Below are 20,148 nucleotides of genomic sequence, written 5' to 3' on the forward strand. Positions count from 1 at the left end.
ACTAATTATTTCTTTGCACGATGAAAAAAGTCTTTACCACCGTGCTGTTTGCCTTGCCGCTTACTCTACTGGCGCAAACAGCAAGCATCCGCGTCAACACGGAGCGGATTATCGGAGAAATCGACCCGAAAATTTATGGGGTGTTTATGGAACCTATCGGACGCGACACGGTGTTTCCGATAACTAACAATCTGTACGGTCCGCTCTATGACCCTGCCTCGCCACTGGCTAATGAGGATGGTTTTAAAACCAACTACATCGATGCCATGCGGGAGTTGAAGATCACGAATATGCGTTGGCCGGGCGGAAACTATATCGCGAGTTATGACTGGCGCGACGGGATTGGGCCGAAAGCCGATCGTCCTGTCCGGAAAGACCTGGCTTGGGGTGGCTACGAAACGAACCATGTCGGCACCGATGAGTGGATCAAATTGAACAAAGCCATCGGCAGTGAGAATGTAATCTGCCTCAACCTCGGACTGGGTGATGTGAACAACGCCCGTTTCTGGATCGAATACACCAACATCTCCAGTGGAACCTACTACTCCGACCTGCGCATAAAATATGGCAATACGGAGCCTTATAAGGTGAAATACTGGTGTATCGGCAACGAGGTAGACGGACAGCCCTGGATCAACGGCTATAAGAACGCGGAAGACTATTGCAAAATCGGCCTGGAAGCGGCCAAAGCGTTGAAGAATGTAGACAACTCCATCCAGTTGATTGCTAATGGTTCTTCCTATTATGAACCGACAGGTGTCTGGGTCGACTGGAACCGCCAGGTGGTGAATGCCTTTACGGGGGTAGCCGATTATCTCTCGATCCACCGCTATTGGGGTGAAAAGATTTCCACCGACTATTATAACTTCATGGGCGAAGCGGCAATGGATTTCGAAGAAAAGATAACCACTGCCGCGGCACAGATCCGTATTGCCCAATCGCTCTATCCGGAGAAAACGCCCTTGAAGCTATCGGTCGATGAGTGGGCTGCCCGGGGAAGCGATATCAAAGGCGTACTGGCCAATGCGATGTGTTTGAATTCATTCGTTCGTCACGCGGATATCGTGAAGATGGCCAACTTCACCATGATGACCTCGCTGTTGGCTACCGACAAAGATAAAGGGACTTATAAGTCGCCGCTGTTTTATGCCTATAAATTGTTCTCCAATAATTGTCACGGGAAAACGGTCGATGCCTATGTGGCATGCGAAACCTTCGACGCAGGACGTTTCTCGGATATTCCTTACCTGGATGTGACCAGCGTCTATTCCGAAGCGACCGGCACGGTGTATATCAACGTAATCAACCGTCACCAGGACAAAGGCATTAAGACAGAGATCGAAGATGTAAAAGGCGCGTTTACCGGCAAGGCAGCGGTTTCTCTGATATATGGGGAGTTGGGCGATAACTTCTCGTACGACAAGCAGGATAAGTATACCCCAAAAACAGAAGAGATCAGCCTGAAAAACAACAAGCTGACCTATACCTTCCCGGCACATTCCTTTACGCAGATTGCCGTTAAGGTGAAATAAATACAAATGAAAAATGAGGAATGAAGAATATCAACCAATTCTTCATTCCTCATTCTTCATTTAATAAGCGTACTTCTTATTCTGCCCTACATTCTCTTTATTGATAAGCGTCGCGGGCATAACGATTCGTTTTTCTTCCGGTTGTTTTCCATCCAACAGGTCGGCGGCGATATCAATACATTTGCTGATCATGGCCGGGGAATAAAGCGTCGTGGCCAGATCCACATCACGCACCTGCTCAATGTATTCCAGGTAGGTCTGTGCTCCACCACAGCCAACCACCACCTTCACCTGGTGTTCGCCGACTGCTTTTAAGGCATCATATACCCCCATGGCAATCTCATCATCCTGTGCATAGATCGCCTCTACCTCCGGGTGTTCTTTCAACAACGCCAAGGTTCTCGCTTTCCCTTCGTTATAGGAGTATTTCTCTACTTCCCAATCGATCACGGAAGTCGCAGGGCTGTTTTCACGGAATGCCTGCTTGAAAGCCGTCACCCGCTGGTTGCTGGAGGCAGGGTCTTGCGCGACAGCGAATACAGCCACACTGCCTACCTGCTTATCTGCCACATAGACTCCGGCATTGCGCCCGGCACCTACGTTATCGCCCTGAACAAGGGCTGTATAATCCACATCCAAGGCCTCCTCGAACAGGATCACCGGGATACGGCGTTTGATGGCCACATTCACCTCGGCCAGGTCAAGACCCGGCTCGGGAGAAAGCACGATGACACGTACGCCCGAATTGATTACCATCTGAAGCTGCTCGGCCTGCTCCTCCGCGTTCTTCGCGCTGGTGAGGTAATAAGGTTTCAGGTTATGTTCAAGCAAACCACTCTGCGCATATAAAGCCATGGCTGCCCGCCAATCGTTGGATAAATGTTTCAGGTTGACACTGATTTCAGGTGCCCCCTTTTCATCATCATCGTTATCACAAGAGGTAAACACTACACCCGCTACTACTGAGACAGCTATTAAAGCCATTACTTTCCAAATTGTCTTCATACTTTTTCTTTTTTAAATTAAACGTAATTTGTAAGGTTTGTACAGGTATAACACTCCCCCGTTTGAAATGGTTTAATGGGATCATCCTGGCATATGGTGGGGGTATCAGGTTGAAGAAGTTGAAAGTTGAAAGTTGAAAATTGAAAATTGAAACAACGTTCGCTTAGCGCAGCGTAAAGCAAAATGAAGGAAAAGGAGAAAGGGGAAGTGTTTTCAAATTTTGGAAAATTGGAAGGAACGGAGATATAAATGGCTGAAAGCCACAATGGGCCTGAAGGGCCGAGTTCCGGAGGGACGAAGACTTAGCCCATGGGTAAGCAGACTGAAAGTCTGCGTCACCCTGGGTTTAGAGGGTATATAAATAATGAGTTCTGAAGGAACGAAAGAAGAAATCCACTATTCACAGGCGCTATCACCATATATCCTATGATACTATCTATCGTTCCTTCAGAACTCGATTTCTTGTATTGTCATGATACCCAGGGTAGCGCAGACCTCCGGTCTGCTTACCCATGGGCTAAGTCATCGTCCCTCCGGGACTCGGCCTTCCAGGCCCGCTGTGACTTTCAGCCATATAAAGAGAATCTTCCCCTTTTCTCCAATTTGAATTCAGTACCTATTGCGAATAAATAAAAAAAGCGTTTCCCATAGTTGTTGGGAAACGCTTTATATAGATAAGAAAATTGTCTACTTAAAAATGGAAAGAGATACCTGCACTCAGGTAGGCAGCTCCGTAACCCAGTTCCGAATAAACGGCTACATTGGGTGAGAAGTAGTAGCGAGCACCGGCATACAAGCCCGGCAGGAATACGTTGTCCGCGCTACCGGAAACAGAGGTCTCGCCGTCGTAAGAGCTTGACGCAACATTATAACCGACCATCAAACCGGCGTACGTATCCAGTTTTTCTACAAACTGATAGTGGAAAGCACCACGCACACCAAACACAAAGTGGTTGTAATTCCATTTCACACCACCATACTTTTCCGAATCGCCATACCAGGCAAAATAGCCTCCGATACCGATCGAGCCGTTTTCTCCTTTGATCAGATTGTCTTTGATGCAATGCTCATAAGAGGCTTCGATAGGGAAGTAATTACCTCCTAAACCGATACCTACATTAACATTGTTACTCCCTTTAGAAAATACATCTTGCGCCTGAACGGTTAAGGTTGCCAGCAACAAGGCAAATGCCAAAAATACTTTTTTCATACTTAAACAATTAAGTGATTATTAAATAGATGTAGAGTTTCCTTTCTTTCAACGATTTGCTTCAATCCATTTGCGGGCATTTACGAAGGCTTCCATCCACGGAGTCACTTCGTCGGCCTTGCGATCAGCCGGGTAATAGCCACACTGCCACGGGAACACGGCGCGCTCCGGATGAGGCATGATAGAGAGGTGGCGACCATCGGCCGAAGCAACGCCGGCAACCGACCAGGGCGATCCGTTCGGATTGGCAGGATACCCTTCATAGTTATATTTAGCTACCACGTTGTATTGCTTTTCTTCATACGGGAAAGCGAACTTACCTTCACCGTGCGCTACCCACGCGCCGATCTTTGATCCGCTCAGGGAGCCGAACATCACCGAGTTGTTTTTCGGGATCTCCAGTGTAACGAAGTTGGATTCAAACTTATGCGAGTCGTTGAATACCATCTTATGTTTCACCTCATGTTCGGGATAGAGCACTTCGAGCTCGGCCATCAATTGGCAACCATTACAAATACCCATACTCAAGGTGTCCTTGCGGGCATAATAGTTGTCGATCGCCTTTTTCGCCCGTTCGTTGTAGAGGAAGCCACCGGCCCATCCTTTGGCAGAGCCCAATACGTCGGAGTTAGAGAAACCACCCACAAAGATGATCATATTCACATCCTCCAATGTTTCACGTCCGCTTGCCAGGTCGGTCATGTGTACGTCCTTCACATCAAAGCCGGCCAGGTAGAGAGCATACGCCGTTTCGCGTTCACACTGCGATCCCTTTTCGCGGATTACAGCCGCTTTCACGCCACTCCGTTCCTTGCGGTCGGCCGAAAGGCCTAAATCAGCCAGGCGTCCGGTAAAGTTTTTGTTGTATTTGAATTCCAACGGTTGCATCTTATAGTTCTCAAAACGATTGCCAGCACAAAGGCTTCCGCTCTGCTTTCTATCCAACTGGTAAGAGGATTGATACCACACATCGCGCATATAATCGATACCGAAGTGGTATTCCACGCCGTTCTTAGCCACCAAGATATGGCGCTCTGTCGTCGGTTTAGCGATAGCGGCAAAGCCAACGCCACATTCCGTCATCAGTTGTTCGAACGCTTTCTTGTCTTTCACCTGCACCAGAATACCCGGGTTCTCAGCAAACAGGATCTTCATCAGATCTTCTTCCGCTACCTTATTCAGGTCGACTTCCAAGCCACCCTCTACGTTAGCAAAACACATCTCCAACAGAGCCGTGATCATACCACCGGCAGAGATATCGTGTCCGGCGAGGATCAGCCCATTTTCGATCGCCTCCTGAACAGCATTAAACGCGTCCGCGAAGTATTCCGAATCTTTCACCGTTGGCACCTCGTCGCCGATACGGTTCAATACCTGTGCAAAAGCAGAACCGCCCAGTTTCAGGGTATCGAAAGAGAAATCGATATAATAGACTGTCGTATTGTTTTCTTTGGCAAGCACCGGCGACACGATCTTCTTCACATCGCTCACCTCACCGGCAGCAGAGATAATCACCGTTCCCGGAGAGATCACCTTTTCCTGCCCGTATTTCTGTGTCATCGACAGGGAGTCTTTTCCGGTCGGTATGTTGATACCCAACGCAATGGCAAAGTCCGAACAGGCTTGTACCGCCTTGTACAAACGGGCATCTTCTCCTTCGTTGCGGCAAGGCCACATCCAGTTGGCACTCAACGACACGCCAGTCAGCTGATCGCTCAACGGAGCAAACACCAGGTTGGTCAACGACTCAGCAATCGCCATCACCGAACCGGCCGCCGGATCAACCATCGCTACCTGCGGAGCATGCCCAATCGAGGTGGCAATTCCTGCTTTTCCTCTGTAATCGAGTGCCACAGCGCCCAGGTCGCTCAATGGCAACTGCAATTCACCCTGGCATTGCTGGCGGGCTACCTTACCTGTTACCGAACGGTCGACCTTATTGGTCAGCCAATCCTTACAGGCAACGGCTTCCAGTTGAAGCACATTCTCCAGGTAATGATGTATTTCAGATTCTTTGTAAACCACCGGTTGGTAGGCCTCATCCAGTGTATGGTCGACCATAACTGTCTTCGGCGCTTTGCCAAACATGTATTCCAGTTTCAGGTCGATGGGCTTTTCGCCGTCCGCCTGTTTGAATACCAAGGCCATATCGTTTGTTGTTTCCCCTACCACATACATCGGAGCGCGTTCGCGTTCGGCAATGCGTTGGATACGTTCCACATCCTTTTCTTTCATCAGAAGCCCCATACGTTCCTGGCTTTCATTGCCAATGATCTCTTTGGCAGAAAGCGTCGGATCGCCGATAGGCAGTTTATCCATTTCGATTACCCCACCGGTTGCTTCGATCAATTCGGACAAACAGTTAAGGTGTCCGCCAGCTCCGTGGTCGTGGATTGAAATGATCGGGTTTTCATCGGCTTCCGCAATGGTACGGATCACGTTGGCTGCTCTCTTCTGCATCTCCGGATTGGCACGCTGTACGGCGTTCAATTCAATGCCGCTGGCATACTGTCCGGTGTCGACCGAAGAAACAGCGCCTCCACCCATACCGATACGGTAGTTGTCACCACCGATCACCACCACCTTTTCACCCGGTTCGGGATCGCCTTTCAACGCATCGCGTTTATTAGCAAAACCAACACCACCGGCCAGCATGATGACCTTGTCGTATCCATATTTCTTATTGTTTTCTTCGTGTTCGAAGGTCAGAACCGAACCACAGATCAGCGGTTGCCCGAAATGGTTCCCGAACTGCGATGCTCCGTTGGAGGCCTTGATCAGGATCTGTTCCGGTGTTTGATACAACCAACGGCGGGGATCCATATATTGTTCCCATTCGCGGGCGCCTTCCGTGCGCGGGTAAGAGGTCATGTAAACCGCCGTCCCTGCCATCGGCAAAGAGGCCTTTCCGCCAGCCAGACGGTCGCGAATCTCACCTCCCGAACCGGTAGATGCGCCATTGAAGGGCTCCACAGTGGTGGGGAAGTTATGCGTTTCCGCTTTCAGGGAGATCACGGTTTCGATCTCTTTGGTGGCGTAATAATCGGGCTTGTCTCCCGAAAGCGGAGCGAACTGCTCCATCTTCGGCCCTTCATTAAACGCTACATTATCTTTATAGGCCGATACCAATTTATTGGGATTCTCTTTCGAGGTTTTCTTGATCAGATTGAACAGGCTGCTTTCCATCTCCACCCCGTCGATCACGAAGGTACCACCGAATATCTTATGGCGACAGTGTTCGGAATTCACCTGCGCGAATCCATACACCTCGCTATCAGTCAGCTTACGATTCAATTTCTCACTTATTTCGTTCAGATAAGCCACCTCATCTTCGCTCAACGCCAGCCCTTCCTGTTCGTTGTAAGCCACAATATCCTCAATATAGACAATCGGATCCGGCTTTTTGTTGATCGTGAATATCTCCTGATCCAACCCGTTATAGATGCGTTGCAACATCGGGTCATGATCCGCCTCCTTGCCGGAGACAGGGAAATATTCTTCAATACGCGAAATACCGGGCACCCCCATGTTTTGGGTGATCTCAACGGCGTTGGTACTCCAGGGCGTGATCATTTCACGACGAGGGCCTACAAACCAGCCGTCTAAGGTGTCTACCTCTAATGGGGTCGCATTGCCAAACGCCCACACCAGTTTTTGGATATTTTCGGAAGAGAATGGTTGAGCTGCCTCAACAGCCAATACAGAACCGGAAGATCTGAAAAATAGAATCATACTTTTATACTATTGATATGTCTAACATCATGGCGAACAACCCCATTTGTTTCGCACCGCAAAGATAATCAGAAATAATGAATTCCTGTTTATTTTAACGTGACAGATGTATTTAACACCTGATCCAGTAAATAAAGGACCTCCGCATGTTTATCAAACTCATAATGCCGGTAATCCGGGTAGGTAAGCATGATATCCGGCCAGAAGATGTTGGCACGACGATCATTTACGGGTAGAAACAATTGCAGAGAGTTGGAAATAGAACCTTTCAGTTGAGTGGCCGGAAGCTGGAAAGGCGTTTGCTCCATATAGGTATTGGGGGCTTGCATGCTGGGAACGCCCACTACAACCGCTCCCATTTTCCAAAGATAAAAGGCAAAATGAAAAGCCGCGCTGAAGGTTCGTTCGTCGGTCAACACATATACTTTCTCTGGGTTGTAAACCGGCTTACCATCCTGTTTAACCAAGAGGTCGCGATTACTACACATGCTTTCAGCGATGAACTGCTGACGCAAGGAACGCATATCGCAGGTGTCACCTATCAAATCTTTCATCGTTATATAGTCGCCCAGTTCATAATTCCCGCCATACACTTTATTCAAGCGAGCAAGACTCATATTTTGCTTTTTAAGGAATAAATCAGATACAAGTCGATAGGTCGTGGCTTCCATATCCGTTTTCAGATACGCATCGCCATAGAGCTGATAAAGAACAGGCAGGGTGATAGGCGTCCAGCCCCCTCCGTTTTGCCTCAGATCGATAATCAACGCTTTGCTTTTATGTTTTTTCATCTCGGATAACATCTTATGGAACTCTTCCGTCAAAGAGGGAACACCCGCTATGGCCTCCAAGGTATCGGCCGGTATCTCTTTTTTCAACGCCCAACCATAAAAGCTCTTCAACTGATCGTATGCCCCCGCCCATTTACGGTTGATGCTATAGTCGAAATTCTCACGCGCCATGACGCTTGTCAGCCTGAAAAACATCACCTCCTTTTTGTTATCCAAAAAATTGTATGAAAGATAATCGGCTGATGGTATGTTCGCCCATTGCGGGAGCTTCGCCCATGCCTGCTTTTGCCATTCTTCACGGTCGATATAAGACAATAGAATCGCTCTTTTTTCATGGTCAGCCGTTTCAATGGCCAGGCGAACATTTTCCTGAGCGTCGGGAAACAGCCTGGTATTAATATCCGGAGACGAAAAACGGCTCGCCAGATGTGCATAACTGCCGAACTCATTTTCACTGGCCTCAACCGCAGCCATGCGTTTCAATAACAGGTCGACAGCGCAACCGTTTATACTATCCACACGGCTCCCCAACAGCTCTTTATATTCGTTCGGCAGACCACTAAGTATCAACCCATCGGGAATCACTCTCATCTGAAGAGGCAGGTACCTTTTCAGGTCACTCACCGACGACTGAGGAACGCTTATATAGGTATGTCCATCCTGCAAGTTCGCCAGAAACCCGGAAACCTTCTCGGCAAAATCAGGAACAGTATACTCATTCGAAGCCAATTCATCCTTTACTTGAGCGGCCTGCTCATGAAAGAATACCTTCCCACCAAAACGGCTATACGGATCCGGATGAGTATCTTCCAGCAGTTTCACCAGACAGGCAAAATCAGCCACAAGCGAATCCCGATGAAACACCTCCTGAGCCATGCCGGAACAGGTGATGATCAGACTGAAAGAAACAACGGTACAAATCTTTTTCATAATGAGATCTAATGATTAGAAGACAAAGGTAGTGAATTATTTAGGGCGCGAATGATGCCTTAATTGCCAAATTAGGAATATATTTGGAGGATTATTATGTAAAACTATTATTTATACTTAGAAAATCATGAAAATGAAGAAGCTATTATTTCTGTCTGTTACGCTTTTAGCGAGCATGACAGCGGCTAGTGCATTTGCCTCCGGCCGCAAGGTACTTTTCAATGAGAACTGGAAGTTTCACCGGGGAGGCGTAGCCAACGCCGAGCAGCCGGTGTTTAATGATGCCAAATGGCGTACACTGGATCTGCCGCACGACTGGAGCATGGATCCGGCACCTATCCAGCGCGAAGGCATTACCGTAGGTCCCTTCTCCCAACTAAGCGAAGGGGGCATGGGCGGTGCCGATACGGGGCAGACCCTGGGCGGAGAAGGATGGTATCGCAAGAAATTCACGCTTTCACCGGACGATGCCGGCAAAATCATTACCCTCTATTTCGAAGGTGTGTACAATCAGTCGGAACTCTTTGTGAATGGCAAGAAGATCTATTTCAATCCCTATGGATACACCTCCTATAAGGTTGATATCACGGACTACTGCCAGGCACCAGGCAAGGAGAATACCATCGCGGTGCGCGTACTGAATGTCGGACAGAACAGCCGTTGGTATGCCGGTTCGGGTATTTTCCGCCATGTGTGGATGATCAAAACAAACAAAATACACCTGGAAGAATGGGATACTTTTGTGGATGCCTCTGAGGTGAAAGGCAAAGAGGCAACGGTCAAATTCTCAACCCTTATACACAACCCCGAGAACAAGTCTGACGAAGGCGAACTACTGGTGAAGATCTTCTCGCCGAAAGGGGAAGAGGTGTACGCTCGGATAGAAAAAACATCGCTTTCATCGACCGATCCCTATTCGGCCTCTTTTGTTATCAAAAAGCCGGCGTTGTGGTCGCTCGAATCGCCACAGCTCTATCGGGCAGAGGTGGCATTGACCTCCGGAGGAAAAGAATTGGATAAGATAACGATCCCGTTTGGTATTCGCACGATCTCTTTCTCTGCGAAAGAGGGATTTCTTTTGAATGGGAAAGCGGTGAAATTGAAAGGCGGATGTATCCACCACGATAACGGCTTATTGGGGGCAGCTGCCATCGACCGAGCCGAGGAGCGGAAGGTGGAATTGATGAAGGCCAATGGATACAATGCGGTGAGATGCGCGCACAACCAGGTGTCGGAGTATTTCTTAGACGCTTGCGACCGCCTGGGTCTATTGGTGATCCACGAAACATTCGACCAATGGCAACAAAATAAACGGGGGAATGACTATCACCAGTTCTTCGATGAATGGAGCGATAAAGACCTGATCGCATCGGTACGCCGCGACCGCAACCACCCCGCGATCATTATGTGGAGCATCGGCAACGAAGTGGCACAGCGCGCCGATCAGCCCGAAGGCGATCTGATATCCAAAAGACTGGTCAATACGATCCGGCAATACGACACCTCGCGCTTTACGACCATCGGTGCCAATGATTTCTGGGACAGAAGACAGTTCAAATGGGACACAGATGCCTACCGAGCCTTCCAGAACGTGGATGTGGCGGGCTACAACTACGTGTGGTGGAAATATGAAAGCGACCATGCGGCCTATCCCGACCGCGTGATCTATGGTAGCGAGTCGTACCCGAAAGATGCGGCGATCAACTGGAACCTGGTGGAGAAACATCCGTATGTGATCGGTGATTTCGTATGGACCGCGATCGACTATATTGGTGAAGCCGGACTGGGGCATGCCCTGGAGCTGGCCGAAGGGGAACATAATCCGCAGTTTATGGGCTGGCCGTGGTATAACGCCTGGTGTGGCGATATCGATTTCTGTGGCGATAAGAAGCCTCAGTCCTATTACCGCGATGTGGTATGGCGCGAACGGGAGATCGCGATGGCCGTACGTCCTCCGGTGGCTCCCGGCAAAAAGGAGGTAGTCAACGGATGGGGATGGACCGATGAATTATTGAGCTGGAACTGGCCGGGCCGCGAAGGGCAAACGATGCGGGTCAATGTCTATAGCCGTTCGCCCAGGGTGCGACTCTATCAGGATGGCCAATTGATCGGCGAGAAAGAGACCGGCAAAGAAGACTATACGGCCACCTTCGAAGTGCCTTATAAGGCTGGCGAACTGAAGGCGGTCAATATCGAGAAAAACCGCGAACGAGCCTCTACACAGCTCCGGACGGCAGGTGTTCCGGTAGCTATCCGATTGACAGCCGACCGTGATCAACTGAAGGCAAACAAAAATGATCTCTCGTATGTGAAGATCGAATTGGTGGATGCCGATGGGTATGTGGTGCCCGATGCCGATCTGAACGTAACCATACGATGCGAAGGAGAGGGTTCGGTTATTGCTGCCGGTAACGCGGCTTACGATGATATGGCCAGCTTCCGCTCGATGAATCCGAAGACATTCCGGGGAAAAGCGGTGGCCATTGTGCAGCCAAACGGCTCAAAAGCCGGGCAAATCAAACTGACTGTCACAGCCGAAGGGTTGCCCGATTCGAGTGTTTCCATCGATACTTTTTGATGCCCTAAGAAGCTCCCATAAAATTCAAAACAACTTCTAAAAGAAGAAGCGATTGGCGCTCTACACTTAGAGCGGCCAATCGCCTTGGATAAATAAAATAATCATGAAACTTAGAGGGAATTGCTTCCTTCTTGGGGTGCGCTTTTCACAAAGGGCGATTTCTTATTTCATATCTTTCACACAGCGAACGGTTATCGCTGAAGTAAAATTATTCACTTCAAAACCGGGATAAGGAAGCTGCATTTGCGGGGTTTTGATCGCTGCGTTAAAGAAATATCCGTAACGCATATTATATGTCTTGTCGCCAGCCCCCTCTTTCTCTATTTTCAACGCTAAGGGCTCGCCTCCGAATGTGCCGTTTTTCTTTGTCCAGTCCCAAAGGGAAGAGTAGGTAGCAGCAAACAAGATACTGCTGTTTAAGCCCGGGTACTTCCCAATGGTGGTGAGGAGTATTAATTCGCGTTGGTTGGGAGGACGCCATCCCCGCTCCATCTCTGTGTCTCCGGTGTTATAGTCGCTACACGGATTATATCCGTCTCTGACAGCATTGGCCAATGCAATCCAGGTCGCATAAGAGGTAGGCTTTATCAGTTTTCGCACGGCAATTTTGGTGTACAACCGGTTCTCCGGGTCATATTCATTATGGGCCGGCAATGTACGGTTGGTAAAGATGCCATCCGGGCGATGCGAGGAGGATGTCAGGGCGCTGGCATCGATCACGATATAGCCATTACCATCTTCCATCGTGCCTATTTCCACTTTCGTAGGACTACCGCTTCCCGCCGAGATATTCCGCGCGCAACGCACATGCTTTCTTCGTCCGCTTTCTCCATTGTCACCCCATCCCCTGACGGCGCTTCCTTCATCCGCCTGGAAAGAGTGTCCGCCGCTGGCATAATAGGCAAATGTCTCTCGTTGCTGGATCGGATATCTGCCGCGCTGGGCGTAGTTCCATTCGCGTATCTCCTGCGGATAGAGAGTGACCCGTTCGGGTATGGCATTGGTGCCTACCCAGAAATGCTGGTATTGGTTGATCGAAGGCAGATACCATTCTATCTCATTTTCGTCGATCATACCGTTACCGTTTTTATCGCGGTTACGGCTCATGCAGGCGGCAAAGGCAGATGCCTTATGTTGATCCCATGTGCCATCCGCTCGTTTATCGCCCATGATCTCGCGCTTAAACCATACCTTCTCCGTATTCAATTTGAGTGTCTCTTGAATCTCCTTTCTCATAAGCTCTCTTCCGTCGTAATCCGCCGTCAAAACGGGATTGGATCCGGTTCTACCGTACGGGATGGCGCAATCGATCGCTTTGTGGTCGAAATCCTCCTGCCCTGCATTCCGGGTGTAATAGCTTGCCGGTACATTCTCATTGATACATTCCAGTCCCCAGAAGAGACCCTCTTTCACCTGCTTCTTTTGCACATCGAAGATGGTAACGATAGGCAATTGGTCGAGTACATATTTAGCCGAGATGACCGAGCTGTTGTAATCGGAGTTATCCTCTTTCCGGTAGGCCGCCTTCAGCCCTATTTTCATGCTGCGTGTGCGGCTCGACAACATATCCGAGCGGTAACAGAGATACTGCTCCATCGCCACATTGTCGCTCGCTTTATACGTATGTTCGTTTACATAAGCGTAGAAAGTGACTCTCTCAGGTGCTTGTTGGTTGTTGGCATACCAGTTCATCAGGTCACGCACCGTGTATAAACAACCGTTCGGATTGTTGGCAACATAGTCGTTGGGATCTGAGAAGTTAGGGCCGTAAGGAGCGACTCTTCCGTTTTCTCTCTCGTCGATCACTTTCTTATCGGCAAACAATACCCAATCGATATCCGCTTTCTCATCATTTTGTTTCGTCGGATCATTGGTGATAAAGGTCTCTCTCCACCCTGTTTTGGCCGTTTTCACCGAACAAAAATAGAAACCATCCTCGTTGATCAGGTCGCTTTTAGTGAATTCCAGCGGAATGCGTGAGTAGTGAGCGTCTAATTCGATGGTGATACCATCTTTGAAGACTACATCGCCATCGGAGCTGGGGGAGGGATCCTCGCCAATGGCCTCGATAATGATGCTATTGACCGATTTCACCGTTACATTATAGGTGTATTTATGGTTGCGTCGCACGCTAAAGTCGAATGCCGGATTATCGCCATAGACAAAGCCTAAGGGGATATAATAGGTCACGTCGGCCTTCGCTGTTTGCGTCGGGTTGCCGGGCAACAACGGGTTGTTCTCTTTTCCTTCATATTCTCCCTTGAGCACTATCATGGCGGTTTGCCCCGGCGCGTGGGTCTTACGCAGGTCGTTCAAAGAACCCGTTCCGGTGAAAGGATTATCCAACTGACCGTTCTCCAGCATATAAAACTGGAAGGTGCCATTCTGTATCTTGCCATCAAACTGATCGGGATCGGGCGTAAAGGTGTCTGTGGTAAAATAGTTCCCCTCTTTATTCTTCCCGGTCATATCGCGCACATAGTCATTGTAGAAGAGTACCGTCCGGGGCAAATTGCGTATCTCCCAGGAGATCGGGTGGAAGATCACCTCCCGTTGGCTATCCTTATAGCTTTTGATGTTGAAGGTAACGGAAGAGATCGTACGATCCAGCCATATCTTACAATCCGGGGTCAGGGCACTGCCATCGCTCTGCTTAATGATGCCTTTGCCTTGCTCATTCATATCAAACAGACATAATCCGGACGCATCAACCCGTCCGTCTGCCCCCGGCTTACCAAAACGGCCGCTCAACAGAAACTCAAGCGAAGTCCATCCAGTATAGTTATCCGCCATGGTCGCGCTTTCGCCCAGCCATTCTTCCAATCGTCTGTTGGGCGAAGCAAAAAAAGCGTCGATCTGTGCTTTCAGATCACCCGGTGATTGATTGAAGTTATTGGAGCCTACGTTGGCTACCGCGAAAAGACGTTTCATGCCTGTGGTGGTCTCCAATGTCAGCTTATTGGATGTCAGATCAGACTCCGTAAAATATTTTTTCTGCTTGTATTTCCCGTATCTGTCAAACACAATCACATAGAGGTCATACACCTCTGTCTCCTGATCGCTCTTGGTCTGTACCTTCGGACTATTCACCCCATAGGGTAAGTCTAACGAAATGGCGATCCCCTCTTTTACTTCTGCTGCCTGATGGTCGTATTGCGTTTCCTCGGCGCATGACTGGAACAGGCTCATCCCCGCCAACAACAGGCATAGTATAGATATCGTTGAATATATTGTTCTCATCTTATACGTTATTTTTTATTTATTCAAAAACCGGCAGGTCAACGTTTTTCCCTACCCAATTGCTTACTTTATACTCCAGGTCAACAAGGATCTCTTCCTCCTCTTCCGGTATCTCTGGTGCTTTATTGATCTTGGCGGTTATATCATATAGATTTCCGTGGAGCAGACCATAGGTGTTGTTGTTTCCCCCTTTGATCGGGTCGATATATACCCTGTATTTTTTAGGATATTCCAGTTTGTATTGATCCGTATTGAACGTTACGTAAGGGGCGACATCCGTATCCCGGACAAACTCGTCCAGATTGGCTATCACAAAGTTTTTCCCTTTGATAAGATCCTTCTGAGGAACGCCCTGCTCGTCGACCCATAAGCCATAGACGCCTTTTTCGTTTTTATAACGCACTCTTTTCTCTTGGATGCCACGGGTGAGTATGCCCTCTACCTCCACCTTGATAGCCCCCTCCTCGGGTGTATTGTAATAGTAGTCTTTTTCGTATGTATAGAATGTGATTGTCGTATCCGCTGTTATAGTGGGGGTTGTGTAGTTTCTCTGCCAGGGCGGAAGCAAGAAATCACTCTGATACATATTGACTGCCATCACATAGTTTACATCCAGAGGAGGAAGCACTAACCAAGTTTTTGTTTGTATATTTTCAATTGTTATCTTTTCAATCGCCAATGCGTAGGTATAAGCCTGTTCGATCCGTTCAAAATAGCCTCTATTTAAGTGTACTTTTTTGACCGCTTCCTCTTTATAGTTTTTCCGGTTATTACCCTCTCCATACCAGAGGTCGTGTTTCATCTCAGCCGGTTCGATATCGCAAGGCCAGCCATAGATATCATTTCCGAATAGGGTTCCTATCTTATAATCCATCGAAGTGGACATGCCGGAAGAGACATAAAGTAAAGAGGTCACCATATCACGGGTTAATAGATAATCAACGGAGTGGTCAATTTGCTCCGGCTCGATCGTGATCTTCAGGTTGAAATCCACCCGGGCAGCTAACTGGGTAAGCGGAATCATCACCACATTATCACCGGATTCGATGCGGTACTCTACATCTCCTGTCTTCACCAGGTTTTTAGGATCAAACGTAGCGGTGAAGAGGGTCGTTTCCGTCACATCCGGATTTGTTAGCCCTCCATAGGTATCGAAGGAGGCAAGATCTGTGCGCGCCGAGTTGGCAATCACCACAATATAGACGTCACCCGGTTTCAATTCAATCCCCGGTATCTTATAGGTGGGTGTCGCCGGGTTGCCGGAATCGTCTGTTCGTTGCTCTGCTATCAGCCGATCAGCCGGATCGACAGCCCCTTTAGACACCTCTTTATAAAGCAATCGTTTCTTCGACTGCTTATCAAATATCGCCACAAAGCATTTGTTGATTTCTAATTCATTCGAATTGGCATACTCATAATTCCCCTCTCCATTTATCGCGCGACTTTGTATTTCCGCTGACTTCAATAATAAGTCAATTTTGGCATTACCGGATTGGTTGATAGGCCCCTCTTCGTGATAGCATGACACAACACTTAATAACGTCAAAATGATGACGCCGAAACATACTTTTCCTTTCATAAATTACATTCTCTTCCTTTTTCTTTCTATAGATAGTCCTTCCCTATTGTATAGAACAATAGGGAGTTATGGCCATAAACGGATTTCTATAATTTAGTTTTTTAATTTAAGCGAGCCAAAATTATGGAAATAATATGGAGTAAAAAAACGAGTTTTGGAGGCTGAATTTTGCCTAAATTTATCGCACTTTGAAATTCATATTCTGCGTAAAAAACACCCCAAAAGAGAATTAAACATATTTAACAATTACAGGTAAAGTGGGCAGCTATCAAGCCATGCTATTGGGGGTGGTGTTCGAGTTTTGGAAGATGTGAAGATGGGCAAGGTGCACTGAAATGAGTTAAATCCCGCAGGGATTTCCTATTCGTAACCCTCGGTAAGAGAGCGAAGCGAACGACCGGGGGTATTCCGCTAATAATAACTAATGAACCCGGAATGGGTTCAACCCGCTTCGGGGTTGCTTGGAGAGTAGGTCTTGTCTATCTGCCTACCACGGGTTTGCTTCGCTACACCCGCGGTTACGAATAGGAAATCCCTGCGGGATTTATATGAAAATCTTCCAATTTTGGAAGATTCCCAAGGAGCGCTGCAAGCGCGATTCAACCCAGCCCATGGGTGACCGAAGGGAACCCTGGGTGGTTTAGGTTAAAGTAAATGGAACTCTGAAAGAGTGACTATTAGGTATTTGTGTATATAGTCGTTCTTTGGCTAAGGCCGATCTTCGATTCAGAACTCCATTATTATTATACTCTGATACCCAGGGTTCCCTTCGGTCACCCATGGGCTGGGTTGAACCGCGCTTACAGCGCTCTGTGGAAACCTTCAATTTTTCTCCCACTTGAAGATCCGCATCCATCAGAATAATCATATTAAATTAAATCAAACCAATCACATCCGGAAAATCCCAAAATCAGCGTATTGCTCCCTTCGGAAGCGAACGGTGTTTCAAGGTTCAGACATTTTATCATTTTGTCAAAATCGCCCGACTTTTTTTCCGAAAACGTAGGGGTTTTTAAAATTAGTCCTGCGAGTAACACTTTTTAACGTATCATATTGTAAAGCAAAATGGCGATTTTGCTTACACTTTGTATTTTGACATTTTCCTTCGGAGGGGGTTTCATCCCCTACCCCTTATGCCTAATTATTCACTCTTCATTCATCATTCTTCATCGGAATGGCTATCTTTGCACACAGAAGACAGCAAACGCATTCTGCATGATTGAACTAATTGGTAAAGGGTTATTGATAGGGATTCTTGTCTCCGCGCCTATGGGACCCATAGGTATGCTGGTTATTCGGCGCACGCTGAATAAAGGGCGATGGCATGGATTCGTCACCGGACTGGGCGCGGCTCTGTCGGATATCCTTTATGCTGCCGTGACAAGCATGGCGATGGGGATGGTGGTGAGCTTCGTAGAGAGCAACCACGACTACCTGCAGGTGATCGGGAGCTTGGTCTTGGCCGGCTTTGGGTATTACATCTACCAAAGCAACCCCGTAAAGGGTCTCCGCAAGCAGCAAGAGAGTAAGCTATCTTTTACGCAGGACTTCATCTCCGCCTTCCTGTTGACCTTCAGCAATGTCCTGATCGTACTTTTGTATATCGGTCTTTTTGCCCGCTTCGGCTTCGTACGGGCAGACTATTCCGCAGCCCAAGCGCTGGTAGGCGTGGCGGCTATTGGCTTGGGCGCGATACTCTGGTGGTTCGTGGTGACCTATATCGTTGCTAAATTAAGACGCTGGTTCAATATACGCGGCATCTGGCTGATGAACCGGATTGTCGGCTCCATCATCATCGTGCTCTCTATCTTCGGGCTGTTGTCGGTGTTCCTATCGGCCTATGTGGATCTGCCAACCTTATAAGATCTCTTTCAATATCTTCTCCACCTCTTCGGCTGTCGGGTGAATAGCCAATAAAGTGCCCTTTTGATCGACCAGGAAGGTAGCTCCGCCTCCATTGCCTGCGCCATACAGGCTCCAGATACTGGCTCTGTCGTCCAGTTCCACCAGGTTTAACCAAGGGTATTTATCCTGCGCGATCGCCTTTTCCATCGCCTTGGTATCTCCACGCTCGCGGGCAACCCCTACGATGGTGAAGCCTTTGTCTTTGTATGCCTCATACACCGGAATCATGCTTTTAGAGGTGCGTCGGCAGGGACCACACCAGGAGGCCCACAAGTCAATAAGCGCCACTTTTCCTTCGATCTCCCGGGAGAGTATCACCGGATTGCCTTTCAGGTCGGGCGCGGTGAAATCGATGAATTTTCCACCGACAGCGATTTTAGAACCGATCAGTATGCGATCGAGGTCGTATGTCAACGGATGATCCGGATACATATCCCTGTAAACAGCATTAAACACCTCTTCATACGGATCCAACGGCTGCGGTTCCAGTGGGTGGTTTGCTCTAAGAATAAGATTACTCAGATAATAATAGCCCACCCAGCCCGGGTTTTCTTTGATATAATCGAGCGTATATTCTTTTTGCTTTTTGGCGAGTTGTTTTCCCTGTTCCATATTTTCCTTTGCCTCTTCAGTAAAGGCCTCTCCCGTTTTCTGAAGATCTTCCAGTTGGCGGTATAAAATATTTAGTTCATCGTCGGAAGCGGTTCTTAATTTCTCGATCAACTGATTGAAAGCGGGTGTGTAATAGCGGCCCTCTTCACGTATTTTATTGGCCTCTGCCCATAATTCTTTGGTTGAAAACTTTTCACTCAACAACTGATCCATGCGCATCCGCTCATTATTCAGCGGCTCATCTGTCTGAAGAACGAAAAAAGGCTCATGATCCATCGGATAAATGGTGTAGTGGAGCGTGCCATGTTCCGCGATCAAAGAGATATTACGCCAGGCACCCGACTGAAGCTCATCCCAGAAAGCGAGATCATATATATCGTTTTCATCCGCGTAAAGCGTATAGCTGAATCGTCCCTCCCGTATCGGAATAGAGATAAATGGGTTGACACGAACATCTTTATTCTGGCGTATCAATATCAATCGGCTACTCTGCGGACGGTCGATCACCTCGCCCTCTATCCGGCAGACCACCTTGCCTTTCCGGACAGGTGCCGTCAAGGAGATTCCCCGGATTTGCCAGTCGCCTTCGTTGGTGCCTTCGATGAAGTGAAACGCCTTTTCCTCCTTGTCTAATGGCTCAAACAACAGGGTCATCGCCCTATTGCCCGATTCCGGCATATAGACCTCTTGGTCGATGGCAAAATCAGGAGAGCTCAACAGGCGGTATTTCTTACCCGTCGTCGCTCCCTCCAGGTAGGTTTGCGAAGGAATACGTATCCAATTATTCGGGCGGAAATAGGCCTCGAAACAAAGCACCAGGGCAGAGTCTCTCTTTTCTACCCGAGAGATATCCAGGACATCCGTATTGCTTGATTCATATACCGGATACTCGATCACCTGCGGAGATTGCCCGCAGGAGAGAAGGAACAAGAAGCAGCATAACAAAAAAGGAAGTTTCGTTTTCATGGCGCGATTTATTTTTACGGATAAAGATACGAAGCGATTTGTTATGTTGTTACGATAGAATCGTTTTT

Annotated in this window: 10 protein-coding genes; 3 read left to right on the forward strand and 7 right to left on the reverse strand. The window is 48.3% G+C overall.

What is annotated here, in order from left to right; genetic code table 11:
* Positions 1 to 20: 20 nt before the first annotated feature.
* On the forward strand, positions 21 to 1,532 hold the full coding sequence (locus tag M2134_RS08940) for an alpha-L-arabinofuranosidase C-terminal domain-containing protein (protein ID WP_280751366.1): 1,512 nt from the start codon (positions 21 to 23) through the stop codon (positions 1,530 to 1,532).
* Between the two features lie 60 nt (positions 1,533 to 1,592).
* Here the strand turns inward: M2134_RS08940 and M2134_RS08945 are convergent, their stop codons facing one another.
* From M2134_RS08945 to M2134_RS08960, 4 genes are all read right to left on the reverse strand, one after another.
* Positions 1,593 to 2,537 (reverse strand): substrate-binding domain-containing protein, encoded by a 945-nt coding sequence (locus tag M2134_RS08945; RefSeq protein WP_280751365.1) that lies wholly within the window; start codon positions 2,535 to 2,537, stop codon positions 1,593 to 1,595.
* Between the two features lie 691 nt (positions 2,538 to 3,228).
* Entirely contained in the window at positions 3,229 to 3,747 is a 519-nt protein-coding gene (locus tag M2134_RS08950) for a hypothetical protein (RefSeq protein WP_280751364.1), read from the reverse strand.
* A gap of 48 nt (positions 3,748 to 3,795) precedes the next feature.
* Positions 3,796 to 7,479, reverse strand: a complete 3,684-nt coding sequence (gene purL / locus M2134_RS08955) for a phosphoribosylformylglycinamidine synthase (protein ID WP_280751363.1) — start codon at positions 7,477 to 7,479, stop codon at positions 3,796 to 3,798.
* 89 nt (positions 7,480 to 7,568) lie between these two features.
* On the reverse strand, positions 7,569 to 9,200 hold the full coding sequence (locus tag M2134_RS08960; protein WP_280751362.1) for a S41 family peptidase: 1,632 nt from the start codon (positions 9,198 to 9,200) through the stop codon (positions 7,569 to 7,571).
* A 175-nt stretch (positions 9,201 to 9,375) separates the two neighbouring features.
* On the opposite strand from M2134_RS08960, the gene M2134_RS08965 reads away from it, so the two are divergent.
* Positions 9,376 to 11,778, forward strand: coding sequence for a glycoside hydrolase family 2 TIM barrel-domain containing protein (locus tag M2134_RS08965; RefSeq protein ID WP_280751416.1), 2,403 nt, complete (start codon positions 9,376 to 9,378; stop codon positions 11,776 to 11,778).
* A gap of 162 nt (positions 11,779 to 11,940) precedes the next feature.
* Here the strand turns inward: M2134_RS08965 and M2134_RS08970 are convergent, their stop codons facing one another.
* Both M2134_RS08970 and M2134_RS08975 read right to left on the reverse strand, forming a co-directional pair.
* Complete coding sequence (locus M2134_RS08970; protein WP_280758157.1) at positions 11,941 to 15,018, reverse strand: hypothetical protein; 3,078 nt, start codon at positions 15,016 to 15,018, stop codon at positions 11,941 to 11,943.
* A 19-nt stretch (positions 15,019 to 15,037) separates the two neighbouring features.
* Positions 15,038 to 16,597 carry a hypothetical protein gene (locus M2134_RS08975; protein WP_280751360.1) on the reverse strand — a complete coding sequence of 520 codons (1,560 nt, stop codon included), beginning with the start codon at positions 16,595 to 16,597 and terminating at the stop codon, positions 15,038 to 15,040.
* Positions 16,598 to 17,812: 1,215 nt separating this feature from the next.
* On the opposite strand from M2134_RS08975, the gene M2134_RS08980 reads away from it, so the two are divergent.
* Complete coding sequence (locus tag M2134_RS08980; protein WP_280751359.1) at positions 17,813 to 18,460, forward strand: LysE family transporter; 648 nt, start codon at positions 17,813 to 17,815, stop codon at positions 18,458 to 18,460.
* Here M2134_RS08980 and M2134_RS08985 read toward each other — a convergent pair.
* Entirely contained in the window at positions 18,455 to 20,080 is a 1,626-nt protein-coding gene (locus tag M2134_RS08985; protein WP_280751358.1) for a TlpA disulfide reductase family protein, read from the reverse strand. The genes M2134_RS08980 and M2134_RS08985 overlap by 6 nt on opposite strands.
* Positions 20,081 to 20,148: the final 68 nt, after the last annotated feature.

Origin of the sequence: Parabacteroides sp. PM6-13, from assembly GCF_029892605.1 — a bacterium.
Taxonomy (GTDB): Bacteria; Bacteroidota; Bacteroidia; order Bacteroidales; family Tannerellaceae; genus QVMG01.

Excerpts from the sequence above, each read along its gene's own strand:
- M2134_RS08975 (WP_280751360.1), bottom strand. The coding sequence starts at position 16,597 with ATGAAAGGAAAAGTATGTTTCGGCGTCATCATTTTGACGTTATTAAGT.
- M2134_RS08940 (WP_280751366.1), top strand. The coding sequence starts at position 21 with ATGAAAAAAGTCTTTACCACCGTGCTGTTTGCCTTGCCGCTTACTCTA.
- M2134_RS08950 (WP_280751364.1), bottom strand. The coding sequence starts at position 3,747 with ATGAAAAAAGTATTTTTGGCATTTGCCTTGTTGCTGGCAACCTTAACC.
- M2134_RS08960 (WP_280751362.1), bottom strand. The coding sequence starts at position 9,200 with ATGAAAAAGATTTGTACCGTTGTTTCTTTCAGTCTGATCATCACCTGT.
- M2134_RS08965 (WP_280751416.1), top strand. The coding sequence starts at position 9,376 with ATGACAGCGGCTAGTGCATTTGCCTCCGGCCGCAAGGTACTTTTCAAT.
- M2134_RS08970 (WP_280758157.1), bottom strand. The coding sequence starts at position 15,018 with ATGAGAACAATATATTCAACGATATCTATACTATGCCTGTTGTTGGCG.
- M2134_RS08945 (WP_280751365.1), bottom strand. The coding sequence starts at position 2,537 with ATGAAGACAATTTGGAAAGTAATGGCTTTAATAGCTGTCTCAGTAGTA.
- M2134_RS08985 (WP_280751358.1), bottom strand. The coding sequence starts at position 20,080 with ATGAAAACGAAACTTCCTTTTTTGTTATGCTGCTTCTTGTTCCTTCTC.
- M2134_RS08980 (WP_280751359.1), top strand. The coding sequence starts at position 17,813 with ATGATTGAACTAATTGGTAAAGGGTTATTGATAGGGATTCTTGTCTCC.
- purL (WP_280751363.1), bottom strand. The coding sequence starts at position 7,479 with ATGATTCTATTTTTCAGATCTTCCGGTTCTGTATTGGCTGTTGAGGCA.